General features: G+C 67.2%; 15 protein-coding genes. 4 read left to right on the top strand and 11 right to left on the bottom strand.

Annotated elements, in window-relative coordinates; translation table 11 throughout:
- Positions 1–81: 81 nt before the first annotated feature.
- The 10 genes from QR64_RS01860 to QR64_RS01815 form a co-directional block, all read right to left on the bottom strand.
- Positions 82–882 (bottom strand): ABC transporter ATP-binding protein, encoded by an 801-nt coding sequence (locus tag QR64_RS01860; RefSeq protein WP_033098034.1) that lies wholly within the window; start codon positions 880–882, stop codon positions 82–84.
- Positions 879–1931 (bottom strand): FecCD family ABC transporter permease, encoded by a 1053-nt coding sequence (locus QR64_RS01855; protein ID WP_033098035.1) that lies wholly within the window; start codon positions 1929–1931, stop codon positions 879–881. Before QR64_RS01855 ends, QR64_RS01860 begins: the two co-directional genes overlap by 4 nt.
- Positions 1928–2947, bottom strand: a complete 1020-nt coding sequence (locus QR64_RS01850) for an iron ABC transporter permease (protein ID WP_052227166.1) — start codon at positions 2945–2947, stop codon at positions 1928–1930. The genes QR64_RS01855 and QR64_RS01850 overlap by 4 nt, the downstream gene beginning before the upstream one ends.
- A 20-nt stretch (positions 2948–2967) precedes the next feature.
- On the bottom strand, positions 2968–4005 hold the full coding sequence (locus QR64_RS01845; RefSeq protein ID WP_039583813.1) for an iron-siderophore ABC transporter substrate-binding protein: 1038 nt from the start codon (positions 4003–4005) through the stop codon (positions 2968–2970).
- A gap of 141 nt (positions 4006–4146) precedes the next feature.
- Positions 4147–4932 carry a helix-turn-helix transcriptional regulator gene (locus tag QR64_RS01840; protein WP_039583812.1) on the bottom strand — a complete coding sequence of 262 codons (786 nt, stop codon included), beginning with the start codon at positions 4930–4932 and terminating at the stop codon, positions 4147–4149.
- A gap of 60 nt (positions 4933–4992) precedes the next feature.
- On the bottom strand, positions 4993–7542 hold the full coding sequence (gene ppsA / locus QR64_RS01835) for a phosphoenolpyruvate synthase (RefSeq protein ID WP_039583810.1): 2550 nt from the start codon (positions 7540–7542) through the stop codon (positions 4993–4995).
- Positions 7543–7657: 115 nt separating this feature from the next.
- A complete protein-coding gene (locus QR64_RS01830) occupies positions 7658–8713 on the bottom strand; it encodes an AAA family ATPase (protein ID WP_039583809.1) in 1056 nt (351 codons plus the stop codon).
- Entirely contained in the window at positions 8713–9342 is a 630-nt protein-coding gene (gene pnuC, locus QR64_RS01825; protein ID WP_039583808.1) for a nicotinamide riboside transporter PnuC, read from the bottom strand. The genes QR64_RS01830 and pnuC overlap by 1 nt, the downstream gene beginning before the upstream one ends.
- A 121-nt stretch (positions 9343–9463) precedes the next feature.
- Positions 9464–10342, bottom strand: coding sequence for a sulfurtransferase (locus QR64_RS01820; protein WP_039583806.1), 879 nt, complete (start codon positions 10340–10342; stop codon positions 9464–9466).
- Positions 10343–10424: 82 nt separating this feature from the next.
- Positions 10425–11645 (bottom strand): MFS transporter, encoded by a 1221-nt coding sequence (locus tag QR64_RS01815; protein WP_006552828.1) that lies wholly within the window; start codon positions 11643–11645, stop codon positions 10425–10427.
- A gap of 11 nt (positions 11646–11656) precedes the next feature.
- Here QR64_RS01815 and QR64_RS01810 point away from each other — a divergent pair, with 11 nt between their 5' ends.
- Positions 11657–12322, top strand: coding sequence for a FadR/GntR family transcriptional regulator (locus tag QR64_RS01810; RefSeq protein ID WP_039583805.1), 666 nt, complete (start codon positions 11657–11659; stop codon positions 12320–12322).
- 9 nt (positions 12323–12331) lie between these two features.
- Here QR64_RS01810 and QR64_RS01805 read toward each other — a convergent pair whose 3' ends face one another.
- Positions 12332–12691, bottom strand: coding sequence for a hypothetical protein (locus QR64_RS01805; protein ID WP_039583803.1), 360 nt, complete (start codon positions 12689–12691; stop codon positions 12332–12334).
- Positions 12692–12773: 82 nt separating this feature from the next.
- On the opposite strand from QR64_RS01805, the gene QR64_RS01800 reads away from it, so the two are divergent.
- The 3 genes from QR64_RS01800 to QR64_RS01790 all read left to right on the top strand — a co-directional run bounded on the left by QR64_RS01800 (position 12774) and on the right by QR64_RS01790 (position 14980).
- On the top strand, positions 12774–13325 hold the full coding sequence (locus tag QR64_RS01800) for a helix-turn-helix domain-containing protein (RefSeq protein WP_019288188.1): 552 nt from the start codon (positions 12774–12776) through the stop codon (positions 13323–13325).
- A gap of 140 nt (positions 13326–13465) precedes the next feature.
- A complete protein-coding gene (locus QR64_RS01795; RefSeq protein ID WP_006552824.1) occupies positions 13466–13819 on the top strand; it encodes a hypothetical protein in 354 nt (117 codons plus the stop codon).
- A gap of 171 nt (positions 13820–13990) precedes the next feature.
- Positions 13991–14980, top strand: a complete 990-nt coding sequence (locus QR64_RS01790; RefSeq protein WP_024103618.1) for a rod shape-determining protein — start codon at positions 13991–13993, stop codon at positions 14978–14980.
- Positions 14981–15082 lie beyond the last annotated feature (102 nt).

The following is a 15082-nucleotide window of genomic DNA, read 5'->3' as shown; positions in this document are numbered from 1 at the left end:
CTGATTGCCAGGTGTCTCACGAACATCCTGACAACCAGCGAATTGCCGTAGCGGACGACCAATGGTGTAGCGGATGGACGGTCACATGATGTGGTGCCGACCCACCGGCAGCACCAGCGGCTTGCCGGAGACCGGATCGGAGATCACGCGACTGTCCAGACCGAAGACCGCCTTCACGGTCTCCCCGGTGAGCACCTCGGAGGGATCCCCCGACGCATAGATGCTGCCGTCGGCCATCGCGACGAGGTGGTCGGCGTAGCGCGCGGCGAGGTTGAGGTCGTGCAGCACCATCACGATGGTCGTCCCGCGGTCGCGGTTGAGGTCGGTGAGCAGGTCGAGCACCTCCACCTGGTGGCTGACGTCGAGGAAGGTGGTGGGTTCGTCGAGTAGCAGCAGGTCGGTCTGCTGCGCGAGCACCATCGCGATCCACACGCGCTGCCGCTGACCGCCCGACAGTTCGTCCACGGAACGCTCGGCGAGTTCGGTGGTGTGGGTGGCGGCGAGCGCATCGGCCACTGCCGCGTCGTCCTCCCGGCTCCAGCGCGAGAGCACCCGCTGGTGCGGATGCCGACCGCGGCCCACCAGATCGGCGACGACGATGCCCTCGGGGGCGATCGGCGACTGCGGCAGCAGCCCGAGCGTGCGGGCGAGCTTCTTGGCGGGCAAGCGGTGGACGTCCTTGCCGTCGAGCAGGACGTGGCCGCCGCGCGGCGACAACAGTCGCGACATCGACCGCAGCAGCGTCGATTTCCCGCACGCGTTGGCGCCGACGATGCACGTGATCCGCCCCGGCGGCACCTGCAGGTCGAGGTTCTCGACGACGGTGCGGTTGCCGTAGCCGAGTTCGAGGTTCTCGGCGATCAGGGCGTGCGTTGCGGTCACAGCGAGCCTCCCGCGCGGTTGGAGCGAATGATGAGGTAGACGAGATAGGGCGCGCCGAGCGCACCCGTCACCACCCCCACCGGGTAGCGCGTGCCGAAGGCGTATTGGCCGACGAAATCCGCGACCAGCACGAGCAGCGCCCCGACGAGTGCCGCCGGGACGAACAGCGACGTGCCCCGCCCCACGATCCGCGCGGCGATCGGGCCGGACAGGAAGGCGACGAATGCGATGGGTCCGGCCGCGGCGGTCGCGAACGCGATGAGTCCGACCGCGGAGACGATCGCGAACACGCGTGTGCGTTCGACCCGCACGCCGAGTGCCTGCGCGGCATCGTCGCCGAGCTGGACCATCGACAGGTTGCGTGTCTGCACGAGCAGCACGGGCCCGAGCACCAGGAGGGCGGCGACGACGGGCACCGTCGCACCCCACGTCGCACCGTTGAGGCTGCCGGTGAGCCAGCGCATCGTCTCCTGCAGATCCCAGGTCGCCGCGGTGCTCAGCAGGTAGGAGGTGACGCTGTCGAGCATGGCGGCGATACCGATGCCGATGAGGATCAGGCGTGTGCCCGCCACCCCGCCGCGATAGGACAGGCCGTAGATCAGGAGAGCCACGGCGAGACCGGCGATGATCGCGACGACCGACACCCCGGTGCCACCGAGTCCGAGCACGATGATGGCGAAGGCCGCCGCGGCACCGGCCCCGGAGCTGATGCCGATGATGTCGGGGCTCGCGAGCGGGTTGCGGAGCATCGTCTGGAAGGTGATGCCGCCGAGCCCGAAGCAGATTCCGGCGACCACCGCGAGGACCGCGCGGGGAAGTCTCAGGCGTCCGACGGTGAAGTTCGCGCCGGCCACGTCCTGTCCGAGGACGACGCGCAGCACGTCCGCGGGCGGATAGAACGTCTTGCCGAACATCAGATTCGCGGCGAAGGCTGCGGCCACGAGAGTCGTGAGCACGGCGATGACGAGGTGTCGACGCCGTCCGCGCCGCACTCTGCTCGCGGCGAGTTCGTCGATGTCGGGTTCGGTGGTCTCGAGTGTGATTGTCACAGTTCGCGCAGCTTCTGCCGTCGGACGATGTACACGAAGAAGGGCGCTCCGATGAGCGCGGTGATGATGCCGACGTCGATTTCGGCGGGTCGCGCCACGATGCGGCCGACGACATCGGCGGCGGTGAGCAATCCCGCGCCGACGAGAGCGGAAAACGGCAGCAACCACCGGTTGTCGATGCCGATGAGCAACCGGCACAGGTGCGGCACGACGAGGCCGACGAACGCGATGGGGCCGGCGATGGCGGTCGCCGCCCCGCACAACAGCACCGCACCGAGCGAGGCGATGCCGCGGGCGAGAGCGACCCGTTCGCCGAGACCGGCGGCCATGTCGTCGCCGAGCGCGAGCGAATTGAGGCTGCGCGCCGACAGCAGGCAGATGGCGAAGCCGAGGACGAAGAACGGCAACGCCTGGGAGATGGCGTCGAAGTTCGCTCCACCCACGCCGCCGATCTGCCACGACCGCACGCTGCCGGCGATGTCGCCGCGCGGCAGGATCACGGCGGTGACGAACGACGCGAGCGCCGCCGAGGTGGCGGCACCGGCGAGGGCGAGCTTGAGGGGTGTCGCTCCCCCACGCCCGAGCGACCCGATCGTGTAGACGAACACCGCAGCGGCGGCGGCACCGATGATCGCGACCCAGATCATCGACGTCTGCGTCCACAATCCGAACCATGCCATGCCGATCACGACGGCGAGCGAAGCACCCATGTTGACGCCGAGAATGCCCGGGTCCGCCAAGGGATTACGGGTCACCCCCTGCATCACGGCGCCGGCGAGACCGAGCGCCGCGCCGACCAGCAGCGCGAGCACCGTGCGCGGGATGCGTTTGGCGATCGCGCCCTGACCGATGTTGTCGGTGGCGCCGCCGAGAGCCGCGACGATGTCGGCCCAGTCGACGTTGCGCGAACCGATCGTGATCGATGCGATCACCAGCAGGACGAGCACACCGAGCAGAACGAGAAGCCAGACGGAATTGCCGATGGTCGAGCGCCCCTTCTCGGAGGCGCTCGGCATCGACTCGTCGTGTAGTGCGGTCACTCCGCGTTCGTCTTGGCAGCTGCGTCGGAGAGCAGCTGGACGTAGTCGGACAGAACCCAGGAGATCGCCAGCGGCGTCGGGTTCGCTGCGGTGCCGAGCGGCCCGGAGCCGTCGAGGAAGACGATCGAGCCGTTGCGGACGGCGGGCATCTGCGACAGCAGCGGGTCGGCCTCGAGCGCGTCGACGAGTTCCTGGTCGCCGTAGGTGACGATGATCTGCACGTCGTCGAAGACGTCGACCTGCTCGGCGCTGACCTTCTTGGAGAAGGCGTCGTCGGTGGAGGCGTCCGCGACGCTCTTCGGGGTGGCCAGTCCGAGGTCCTCGAAGAAGGCGGCGCGGGTGTCGTTGGCGGTGTAGAAGCTGACCTGGCTCAGGTCGGCGGTGTCGACGTGGGTGAGGAACATCGTCGCCTTGCCCTCGAGTTCGGGGTGGGCGGCGGCCGCGTCGGCGATCTCCTGTTCGAGGCTCGCGACGAGCTCCTCGCCCTCCTCGGCCATGCCCAGGCCGGCGCTGTTGAGCTCGATCATGTCGCGCCACGAGGTGGCCCAGGGAGCCTCCGGGTACGCGACGACGGGAGCGATCTCGCTGAGGGTCTCGTAGTCCTCCTGCGTCAGACCGGAGTAGGCGGCGAGGATGACGTCGGGGTTCGTGTCGGACACGGCCTCGAAGTCGATGCCGTCGGTCTCGTCGAACAGCACGGGGGTCTCGGCGCCGAGTTCCTCGAGACGTTCCTCGACCCACGGCAGCATGCCGTTGCCGTCGTCGTCACCGAAGTTGGCGGCTGCCATACCCACCGGTACGACGCCGAGCGCGAGCGGCACCTCGTGGTTGGCCCAGTTGACCGTGGCGACGCGTTCGGGTTTCTCGTCGAGGGTGACGGTGCCGAGCGCGTGCTCGATGGTGATCGGGTACTCGCCCGAACCGGCGGAGCCGGAGTCGGCGGTGTCCGAGGAGTCGGAGGATCCACAGGCGGTGAGACCGAGGGCGACCGCGACGGATGCGGCGGCGATCGTCAGGAGGCGCTTCGAACGCATGGAGGCAGAACTCACTCTCGTACGGGGTGGGGGCTCGGCCTTACCACTGGCGGCAGTTAGGCGAGGTTTGCCTAAACCGTAATGTTCGCCCGAATCCGACGCAATCGCTCGATCGGGACATCCCCTGTAGCGATCGGGACATCAGCCCACCCGGAACATTCCCGGTGTCGTGCCGGTGACCCTACGGAAGGCCGCGCCGAACGCGCTCGCCGATCGGTAGCCCACCTGTTCGGCGACGTCGTCGACATCCGTGCCGTGGCCGAGCAGCATCACCGCTCGCTGCGCACGGACCGCCGCGACCCAGCGTCCGAGACTCAGGCCGGTCTCCGACCGGAAGGTGCGGGTGATGGTGCGGGTGCTCACCCCGAGTTCGGCCGCCCAATCCGAGAGCGTCCGCGGATCGCTCGGGTCCTCGGCGATCGCCTCGACGATCGGTCGCACGACCGTCGACGACGGCACCTGCACCATCAGTTCGTGCTCGGCGGGGGTGAGTACGTCGAGCACCATGCGCTCGGTCAACGACCGCGACTCGTCGCCGAGACGATCGTCCGCCAGCCGGTCGAGCAGCAGTCGCAGCAGGGGTGCCATCTCCACCGCGACCGGACCGTCGGACAGCGAGGGAGCGGAGTCGATCCCGAAATGCGCGGTGCGGTACCAGGTTCCGGCGGGCATGACACCCCAGTGCAGCAGGCCCGCCGGAATCCACAGTCCCATCGTCGAGGTGATGGTCCATGTGCGCGACCCGATGGTCGCGCTGGACGCACCTCGGTCGTTCCACAGCAGCTCGTGCGTCGGGTGCGAATGCGGCTCGAAGCGGGTCTCGCGGGAGACGAGTTCGTCCATGCCTGCGATGACGAACGGCACGTCGATCTCGCCGGCCTCGTAGACCGGCAACGTCCTGCTCTCCGCCGCCTCGACACTCTTCACTCGGCCTCCTCCGCTGCACGACGACGACAATCCTCACACGTCGCGCTGCCGAGGCGCCGGTCAGGACAGGATCTCGACGTACCCTTCCGTGCCGTGCACGCGGATGCGCTGTCCGTCGCGGATGATGCGGGTCGCGTCCTCGACACCCACGACGGCCGGCAGCCCGTACTCGCGCGCGATGACCGCGCCGTGCGTCATCACGCCGCCGACCTCCGTCACCAGCGCGCTGACGGTGACGAACGCCGGGGTCCAGCTGGGGTCGGTGAACGCCGTGACCAGAATGTCACCGGGTTCGAGATCGGCCCGGTCCATGTCGGTGACCACGCGGGCGCGGCCCTCCACGACACCGGTGGACACCGCGATACCGGGTAGCGCCCCGTCGGGCAGGCCGTCACGGCTGTACGCACCGGTGAGCGTCTCACCTGTCGACAGCAGCACCCGAGGCGGCGTGAGCGTGGCGAACGATGCGAACTCCCGCTTCCGCTCCGCAACGAGGTCACCGACCGGTCGTGGCGCGCGAACCACGTCCTCGAGTTCGTCGAACCGCAGGAAGAAGATGTCCTCCTCGTCGTCGATCACCCCGGCTCGGACGAGACGTTCCGCCTCCCGCAACAATGCCTGCTTGTAGACGAAGTAGCGGCCGATCATGCCGTACTTCGGATACTCCCGATATCCCGCGAAAGCGCGGACCCGGTCGACGAGCCTCTCGATCTCCCGCTCCTTCTGCTCTCCGTCGGGCAGACCCCGCACACGTTCGAGGAGTTCGCGCTTCTTCTCCTCCGCCTGGCGGCGACCATCGTCGAAACGCTTTGTCGCGGCACCGGTTTCGAAGTTGTCGAGATTGCTCACGATCATCGGGACCAGCATCGTGGGGCGCTCACCCCATCTGGGCCGGGTGATGTCGATTTCCCCGACACACCGCCTGCCGTACTTGTCGAGGAAGTCCTCGAGTGCCGCTCGTACCTGCGGTCCGCCCTCACGCGCGCCGAGTTCGTCGAGGAAGCGTGCGTCGTCGAAGCCCTCCTCGTCGACCTGCCGCAGGAACGCCACGACGTCCGGGTACGGGCGTGCGGCATCGGCGACGTCGAGCAGCGCCAACCCCATCTCCGAAGTGACGTTGTAGGGCACCGAGCGCGAGACGACGTCCGCAACGTTCTTCTCCCCCAACCATTCCTGCCCCACCTCGTTGAGCCGCTCGGCCGCGTGCATACCGGCGGCGAGCACCTCTCCGACCTGTTTACCGAACAACGACTCTTGCAGTTCGCGGATGTCGGCGCGGATGAAATCGAGCAGTGCCGAACCGGTTTCGTTCTCGATGCGACGCGCCGATTCGGCGATCGCGGCCTCGTTGCGCGCGACGAGTTCGGGCACGACGGCCGGGTCGATCTCGTCCGGAGCGGGTGGCAGGCCGACCCGCGAGGCGGCAGGGTCATCCGGGCGCGTCGGGACGAATCCTCGATCGAGCACGGTTCGCAGCGCGTCGCCGAAGAGCGGGTCGGACCTGCCGATCATGTCCACGATGCCCGGTCCCTGGGTGGGTGAGGCCAGCATGGGCGTGACGTCGACGAACAGCCGCCCACCCGCGTGTCGCATGGGCGCACGGCTGGTCAACTGCCACAAGGAGATTCCCAACGGTTTCAGCGGATCGGTCATCATCTGCTGATGTCCGACGGACAGGTACACGTGATTGTCGTCGTCGCCGGCCTCCGGGACGGGGAACAGCGTGGTGATCGGTCGACTCTGCACGATGTGGAAGACGCCGTCGGCCAGGCACCATTCGATGTCCTGGGGACGCCCGAAGTGCGCTTCGAGGCGCCTGCCCAACCCGACGAGTTCGACGAGGTGCGTGTCGCTCAGCACCGGTGTCTCCTGCCGTTGCGTCCGGTCCACGACCTCGTCGGCACGCACCGCGTACGCGTCGGCGTTCACCAAGCCCGACACCAGGTCGTCACCGAGCCCGGCGACCGCATCCACGCGGGACACCGTGCGGTCCGAAGTGACGGGATCGGCGGTGAACAGCACACCCGATGCCTGCGGGAACACCATCCTCTGCACGACCACGGCCATGTACACCTTCCGGTGGTCGAAACCGTTGTTCACCCGGTAGGCGACGGCACGCTCGGTGAACAACGAGGCCCAGCACCTGCTCACGTGCCGGAGAACGTCCTCGACACCCCGGATGTCCAGGTAGCTGTCCTGTTGCCCGGCGAACGACACCGTCGGCAGATCCTCGGCGGTCGCGGACGAGCGCACCGCGACGGGCACGTCCTCCCCGAGTTCGCGGACCCGCGCGGCGATCTCCTCCGCGATGTCACCGGGGATCGTGCACTCTTCGATCTCCGTACGGATCTGTGTGCTCAGCGCTGCGATGTCGTCGGGTTCGGCCTTCGCGAGTCGCTCGAGCAGGTCATCGATACGCGGTAGCTCGGAGAGCACCGTTCGATAGGCGTCCGTCGTCACGCAGAACCCGTCGGGCACGTCGACGTCGTCGGCGGACGTATTGCCGCGGAGCGGCACGAGGCGCCACAACTCCCCCAGGCTCGCTCCCTTGCCACCCACGATCGACACCGCCGTGCGGTCGGTCTCCCGAAGATTCTGTATGTAACCCATTCCTGCTCCCCACCTGCGACTTCAATGCTGTGTGGGCGAGTATGAACCCAATTTTCGATCCTCATGAGGGCCGAGGATCCGGTATAACGTGAAAGGGGGAAGACGAATTTCGACGCTACAGCGGCGCGCCGAACTGCGAGCCCAGCCGCAATGCCTGGTCCGCCACCAGTTCCGCCAGGTCGACCCGCTCCTCGAGACTGCCGGTGAGCATCACCCACGAGCGTCCCGTGGCAGTGAGCGCGTCGACGAACCACTCCGTCATCTGCGCGCGGATGTGTTCGCCGTCCCGGATGCCGTCCTGCACGAACGGAACACCGTTGTGGTCGGTGAGCAAGTACAGCGCTTGCCGGTCGCGGACACCGCGCCACGCCCGTTCACTGCTGCCGAGATAGCGTCGCTCCCACACGGTGGTCGCGAACGCGTCGGTGTCGCAGACGAGCAGCGGAGACCCTTCCCGTGCTGCCTGTTCCTCGAGTCGCGTCTGTTCGACGGCGATGTTCTCGAAATCGTCGCCGGCCCACACGATGTCGTCGACGGTTCCGGTGCGGAGCTTGTCGTAGGTGACCTGTCGTCCGTATTCCGGCACCCAGCCGGTTCGTTCCCACACACCACCGCGATTTCGGAATCGACGCACCAACTCTCGGCTCACGGTGGTGGTGCCCGTGGATTCGGAGCCGAGGACGACGATGCGGGTCGTGAGGCCGGCACGGGCCGGTGCGTCGAGATCGTCCCAGCGCCCGGCGAGATCATTACGGCAGGCTGTGCCGGAGGCGGGATGCGCGACACGGAGCGGGTCGACGCACACGTGCGTGGCCGAGAAGCGTCGCGCGAGCTCGTCGCCGTACTTCTCGCTGGAGACCACCGCATCGACCGGAACATCGGTGACGGTGCGCGCGGCTGCTTTCATACAGGCGACCTGCGCGGCCCATACGGTGTCCGATTCCAGGTCCATCGGTGCGTCGCACGGAATTCCCGTCACGGTGACCGCCGTGTCGACGGCGTGTGATTCGCGCATCCATGACACGCGGTCACCCAACGGAATCGTCTCTGCTGCAGAGGACATGACGACGACGGTGACGCGTTCGGCGATTTCCGCAGCGCGCCGGACGAGGTGATGGTGACCGACGTGAGGTGGATAGAACTTCCCGATGACGAGTGCGTGCCGATACATCACTGCACCTCCACCAGTTGCCGCTCGACCGCCATGGAGCGTCGCCAGGCAACCAGGCCCCGAATGCACAGGAGCAGGAAACCTGCGTACAGCAACGCCGTGAGCGTCAGTCCCTTGTGCAGGTAGAGCGGGATGTAGATCAGGTCGGCGACGATCCAGAGCAGCCACGACTCCCACCGCTTCTTCGCCTGCCCCCACGTCGCGAGCAACGACAGCACGGTGGTGGTCGCGTCCCAGAACGCGACGGTCGAGTTCGTCGCGACCTCCAGTAACGCTGTCAGCCCGATCACCGCAGCGACACCGACGACCGCGAGCACGCTCCACTCGGTCGTGTTCGTGCCCGTCACCGGCAGGGCATCCCCGTCGCTGCCCCGCGCCCAGTTGCTCCAACCCCACACGGCGAGCACGATGTACACGACCTGCAGTCCGGAATCGGCGTAGAGTCCGGCGGTCGCGAAGAGCAGGATCCACACGAGGTTGTTGGCGATCCCGATCGGCCAGTTGAGGATCGACTGCCGTCCCACCAGATACACGCACCACGCGCCGCTGACGAAGCCGAACACTTCGGCCCAGGTGGTGGGCGTACCGAGTGCGGTGAATGCCGTCGAGTTCAGAAATGCGATCATCATCGCCGCCTTTCGCTTGTGGCAGCGATTAGATCATGTTTGCTCTAACTGATGCAACGGTGAAACCGACTTCGGTGTTCTCGACGGCGCTATACGACGTCGAGAACACCGAGGTTTCGGAGGATCAGCGGGGGTCGGGGCCCTCCACGAGCGGCAGGGATTCGTCGGCGGTCCACGCGTTGAGCGAACCGTCGTACACCGCAACGTCCGACCGACCTGCAGCTGCGAGCGCGTGCGCGAGTCCGGAGGCCGCGATGCCGCCGCCACAGTAGGTCACCGGCTTGACGTCCGGATTCAGGGCACCCGCCTTGTCGAAGATCTCGCGCAGTTCCGCCGCCGGCTTCAAGCGTCCGGTCGACGGGTCGACGAGGTCGCCGAAGGGGATGTTGATGCTGCCGGGGATGTGTCCGCGCCGCGGGTAGGACGGGCTCTCGCCGCGGTAGGTCGCAGGATCCAGGGCGTTGATGATCAGCGTGTTCGGGTCGTCGAGCGACGCCGCGATCTCCTCCGTCGACCGCACGAGCTCGGGCCGATGCTGCGAGGTGAAGGTCGCACCGTGCGGGACCACCTGCTCGTCGGAGACCGGATAGCCGGCAGCCTTCCAGGCGGGCAGTCCGCCGTCGAGCACGGCGGCGTCGCCGAAACCTTCGAGCCGCAGCTGCCACCACAGTCGCGCGGCCCAGATGCCGTTCTTCTGGTCGTACAGCACCACACGGCGTCCCTCACCGATGCCGACCGCACCGGCGGCGGTGGCGAGCCGTTCCGACGACGCCGCGGTGAACGGTTGCGGCGCTTCGTGATCGGAGAAGTCCGTGAACAGGTCGGCGTAGACCGCGCCGGGAATGTGCTCTTCCAGGTAGGTCGCCAACCCGGGTTCGACGCGCACGGACCCGTCCGGCGGCGTGCTCAGGTGCACGGTGGCGTCGACGATGACGAGGTCCTCGTCCCCCAACTGCTCGTACAGCCACTCCGCGGAGACGGTGTTCGGCTTCGTGTCGCTCATCGAGGTCCTCCTCTGCTCTCGGTATCTCCTTCCAGTAGAGCAGCCATACGACTTGGGTGGGTTCGTCCCCGCTGAGCGGTGTCTAACCCACCGAGATCGGGCGGGTGTTCCAGCTGTCCTCGACCACCCGCGGCTTGCAGGCCTGATAGGCGCCGGCCACCAGTACCGCGACGGCGACCGTCATGAAGGCGAACGAGGCCGCCCAGCCCGAGGTGAGGTCGTGGAAGACACCGAACAGCAGCGGGCCCAGGCACGCCACGGTGTAGCCGACACCCTGGGTGAATCCCGACAGGGCTGCGGATCCGGCGTGGCTGCGGGAGCGCAGATTGATGAGGGTCAGGGCCATCGGGAACGTGCTCGGCCCGAGTCCGAGCAGCACGATCCACAGGATCGGTGCACTCATCGGCGCGATCCACAGGCCTGCGAAGGCGACGAGGAAGCACGACGCGCACGCCACGACCACGGGGAACGGATTCGTCATCCGCGCGCACAGTGACGGAGCGCCGAATGCGGAGACCAGTCCGAGCAGGGCGAACAGCCCCACCATCGCGCCTCCGAAAGCGGGGCTGGCACCGGCGTCGGCGAGGATGTCCGGGATCCACGTGAACATCGAATAGGTGACGAGCGACGTCATGCCGAACATGCCGACCATCCCCCAACCCACCGGCGACCGCCAGACCCTGCCGTCGACGTTCCGGTCGACGGGAGCCACTTCCCCGGCATCGGCATTCCGATGACGCAGCAGCACCCACACCCACGGAACGGCCGCAGCGAATCCGACGAGCGCCCACACTCCGAGCGAGACGCGCCAGCCGAAGGCGTCGGCGAGAGGAACCGCGACGAAGGCGGGCACGATGGTGCTCAGCTGCACGCCGACGATGTACACCGAGCTGACGAGTGCCAGCGTGTCGGAGAAGTAGCGCTTGACCAGAGGAGGGATGACGACGTTGCCGATGCCCATCCCACCGAGCGCGAGCCCCGACAGGAGCAGCAGCGACCAGGTGTCGGTCATGAGCGCGCGGGTCGCCATGCCCACGCCGGCCATGAGCATGGCGATCAGCGCGGTGCGTTCGAGTCCCCATCGTCGGCCGAGCGCCGGGGTGGCGAGGCCGAAGGCCGCGAACATCGCGGTCGGGATCATGCCGAAGACACCGACGACCGTGGACGAGAAGCCGATCTCCTCACTGATCTGCGCGGCGAGCGGGCTGAACGAGGTGACCGCAACTCTCAGCACGAGGGCCGACATCGCGATCGCACAGAACACCAGCAGCCGGCCACGCAGAAGACTCACACCGGAAATCATAGGATGATGGGATGACTTCGGAAAAACCTGTTCAGCGAACGAACCTGATCGAGCAGGTCACCGAGCAGTTGCGCAGTGAGATCTGCAGCGGTCGCTGGAAGGTCGGTGAGAAGATCCCCACCGAACCGCACCTGTGCGAATTCACCGGCACCGGCCGCAACACCGTCCGCGAAGCCGTGCAGGCCCTCGTCCACACCGGCATGCTCGAACGTCGCCAGGGCTCGGGCACCTACGTCCTCGCGACCTCCGACGTCACCGGCACCCTCGGCAAGTATTTCGCCACGGCCCACGAACGCGATGTGCTCGAACTGCGGCAGGCCCTCGACGTCACCGCCGCCGTCCTGGCCGCGCGCCGGCGCACCCCCGACGACGTGGCCCGGCTCGAACAGTTGCTCGCCGAGCGCAACCGATTGTTCGCCGGATCCGACATCGACGCCGCGGTGGCCGCCGACGTCGCCCTGCACCGCGGCATCGTCGAGGCCAGCCACAACGCGGTGTACCTCGAGTTCTACGACTCGCTGCTTCCGTCGATCCGCCGCACCATCGACCGGCACGTCCGCGTCACGGGCCTGGGTTTCGAACCCGAACACACCACCTTGGTCTCCGCCGTCATCGCCGGCGACGAGGACGCCACCGTGAAGGCGGCGCAGGGGCTCTTCGCGGAACTCACCGACTGACGCCGCCGCTCATCGAACCCCGGCCGAACGCAGGCCGTCCGCGAGGGTGTACGCCTCCGGAGAGCTCAGGAGAAGTTCGTCGAACTCGACGCCCGGGCCACCCAGCGCGACACGCAGCACCGGATGACCTCGCTTCATGGCGACCAGGCGCTTGATGCCGCGCGGGTGCCGGAAGGTGCCCACCTTCAAGAAGCCGGAGATCACCATGCCCGATCTGATGCCGAGGATCTCGGACGTCCATCCCGGAAGGACCTCCACGCCGGTGATCGCCGAGATCGGCACCTCCATCGCGGATCGGCGGACCATGAAGGCTTCCCACCGAGAGAAGGACAGGTGGAGGGTTGCGTTGTCGTATGTCGTTTCGGCCATGACGTCGGACCTTCCGTCGACGGTAAACTGACTACAGCACTGAGAACATTATCACGGTGATAACAATGATGGGTAGGTACCGATGGCGAAGACGTCCCCGATCGCGGAAGTCGTGCTGCATCCGGTTCGACTGCGGATCGTGCAGCAACTCGGAGGACGGCAGCTGACCACGAGCGAACTCCGGTCGGCACTCCCCGACGTCACCCAGGCCACGCTCTACCGACACGTCGCAGCATTGATCGACGCCGAGATCGTCACCGTCGTCGACGAACGTCGCGTGCGCGGAACCGTCGAACGCACCCTCGCGCTCGGCGACCGCATGGCACACGTCGGCCACGACGACCTCGCGGCGATGAGCGACGCCGAACTGCGCAATGCCTTCGTCACCTTCCTGGGTGCGCTCGGCGAGAGCTTCGACAAGTTCATCGGGGACGACGACCGGAGCCTGCGGGACTATCTGGGTTTCGGGACCACCCCGCTCTACGTCACGACCGACGATCTCGCGGATATCCAGAGCAGGCTCGCCGACATCCTCGCCCCGTATCGCACGGATACCGGTGACGACCGGATGCGCATCACCCTGACGACCGCGGTGATACCGGTTCCTCCTGGCACCGCGTCCGAAGAGGGGTAGGGCTCGACAGAGGAACAGACCTCAGCGGAACTCGTCGACGTGCGCGTCGGCCCACTGCGCGAAGATCGTCGTGGGCCGGCCGAAGTCGAACCGATGTCGGACGGTTACGCCTTCCCGTACCGTGTCTGCGGGAGGTAGACATGACAGTTGCCGGTACGTTGTTCCGTCTCGCAGGCCCCTTCAACTCCATGGTCATGGCAGCCGCCGGTCTACCCGTCATCGGTAACCGGATCCGCAGCTATGTCGCACCGATCAGGTACACGGGTCGAAAATCCGGCAGGACGATCACGTTGCCGATCAGTTACCGACGTTCGGGCGACTCCGTGATGATCGGCGTCGCGATGCCCGACGAGAAGTCCTGGTGGCGCAACTTTCTCGGCGCCGGTGCTCCCATGAGCATCCAACTCGACGACGAGGAACGCACCGGCCATGCCGTCGCGACACGCGACGAACGCGGTCGCGTCGAGGTTGTGCTGCAACTCGATCCCGCCTGATCCGGTCATCCGAGACGAGCGGGGCACTCAGCGGCACAACGCGGCATATCATTCCGGTGAACAACGCGCGTAACAGAATTCGGCGGCGGTAACCTGAGCGGTACACGACATCATCACGATGCCGTTGGACACCATCCGGAAAATTTCGCTGGGATCCTCTCGGAGGCCGACGTGCGTGGATTCGGTATCGATCTCGGAACAGCCAACACCGTAGTCGGAACGCCCGACGAGGGCATAGTGCTCAACGAACCGTCGCTGATGATGGTGCGGACGAAGGAACCGCGCCGAGCGCTCGCGATCGGCAAGGAGGCGAGTGACCTCGTCGACCGCACACCCGGTGGGATCACTCCCGTCCACCCCATACGCGACGGGGTGATCGTGGATCTCGAAACGGCACGGACGTTCGTCACGGCCGTGCTCGCCCAGCTCGCGCCCCGACGTCGCTACGGCATCCGGCCCGTGGGCGTCATCGCAGCTCCCGCCGGGGCCACGCCGCTCGAGCGTCGTGCGCTGCTCGAGGTGGGGCACGAGGCCGGTCTGCGGAAGGTCGGATTGATTCCCGAGCCGGTCGCCGGTGCCATCGGGTGCGGGATCGACCCGCTCGAGCCCCGAACCCATCTCGTCGTCGACATCGGCGGCGGCACTGCGGAAGTCACCGCTCTCTGCTACGGCGGTGTCCTGTCGCACCGCAGTTGCCGCATCGCCGGGGACGACCTGACGAGCGCGATCCTCCGGTATCTCCGCGCCGAACACCAGATCATCGTCGGCGAACTCACTGCCGAGCGCGCCAAGGTGGGTGCGCCCGAGACCGCCGACGAACGGTCGCTCGTGGTGGAAGGTCGCGACGCCGCGACCGGCCGCGCGCGTCTGGTGACACTCGAGACCGAAGAGATCATGGATGCGGTCCGGCCCACCACGACGAGCATCGTGCAGACGCTGTCGAGCTGCCTGGACGACCTGCCGCCGCGCGCGATCAGCGACGTGATGGCCGAAGGCATCCTGGCGATCGGCGGCGGATCGATGCTGCGCGGCGTGCCGCAACTGCTCGAGGAGGCCTTCGGCCTGCCGGTGAAGACCGCCGAGCGTCCGCTCACCTGCGTCGCCGAGGGCGCGACCTCGTGCATCGAGCACGCCGACGTGATCGCCGCCTACGCCGCCTGACCTGTCAGGGATTCGGCGTCCGGAGCTGCGCGAGGTAACGCTCGAGCAGACCTTTGACGGCTCTTCGCACTTGGTAGGGGCGGGTGTCGATCGACCCCGTTG

Source organism: Rhodococcus sp. Chr-9 (genome assembly GCF_000801125.1).
GTDB classification, from domain to species: domain Bacteria; phylum Actinomycetota; class Actinomycetes; order Mycobacteriales; family Mycobacteriaceae; genus Rhodococcus; species Rhodococcus pyridinivorans.
The sequence above is the reverse complement of the archived record's forward strand: the minus strand, read 5'-3'. Positions and strand labels throughout refer to the sequence as shown.

Excerpts from the sequence above, each read along its gene's own strand:
- pnuC (WP_039583808.1), bottom strand. The coding sequence starts at position 9,342 with ATGATGATCGCATTTCTGAACTCGACGGCATTCACCGCACTCGGTACG.
- QR64_RS01795 (WP_006552824.1), top strand. The coding sequence starts at position 13,466 with ATGACAGTTGCCGGTACGTTGTTCCGTCTCGCAGGCCCCTTCAACTCC.
- QR64_RS01830 (WP_039583809.1), bottom strand. The coding sequence starts at position 8,713 with ATGTATCGGCACGCACTCGTCATCGGGAAGTTCTATCCACCTCACGTC.
- QR64_RS01850 (WP_052227166.1), bottom strand. The coding sequence starts at position 2,947 with ATGCCGAGCGCCTCCGAGAAGGGGCGCTCGACCATCGGCAATTCCGTC.
- ppsA (WP_039583810.1), bottom strand. The coding sequence starts at position 7,542 with ATGGGTTACATACAGAATCTTCGGGAGACCGACCGCACGGCGGTGTCG.
- QR64_RS01820 (WP_039583806.1), bottom strand. The coding sequence starts at position 10,342 with ATGAGCGACACGAAGCCGAACACCGTCTCCGCGGAGTGGCTGTACGAG.
- QR64_RS01815 (WP_006552828.1), bottom strand. The coding sequence starts at position 11,645 with ATGATTTCCGGTGTGAGTCTTCTGCGTGGCCGGCTGCTGGTGTTCTGT.
- QR64_RS01845 (WP_039583813.1), bottom strand. The coding sequence starts at position 4,005 with ATGCGTTCGAAGCGCCTCCTGACGATCGCCGCCGCATCCGTCGCGGTC.
- QR64_RS01800 (WP_019288188.1), top strand. The coding sequence starts at position 12,774 with ATGGCGAAGACGTCCCCGATCGCGGAAGTCGTGCTGCATCCGGTTCGA.
- QR64_RS01810 (WP_039583805.1), top strand. The coding sequence starts at position 11,657 with ATGACTTCGGAAAAACCTGTTCAGCGAACGAACCTGATCGAGCAGGTC.
- QR64_RS01805 (WP_039583803.1), bottom strand. The coding sequence starts at position 12,691 with ATGGCCGAAACGACATACGACAACGCAACCCTCCACCTGTCCTTCTCT.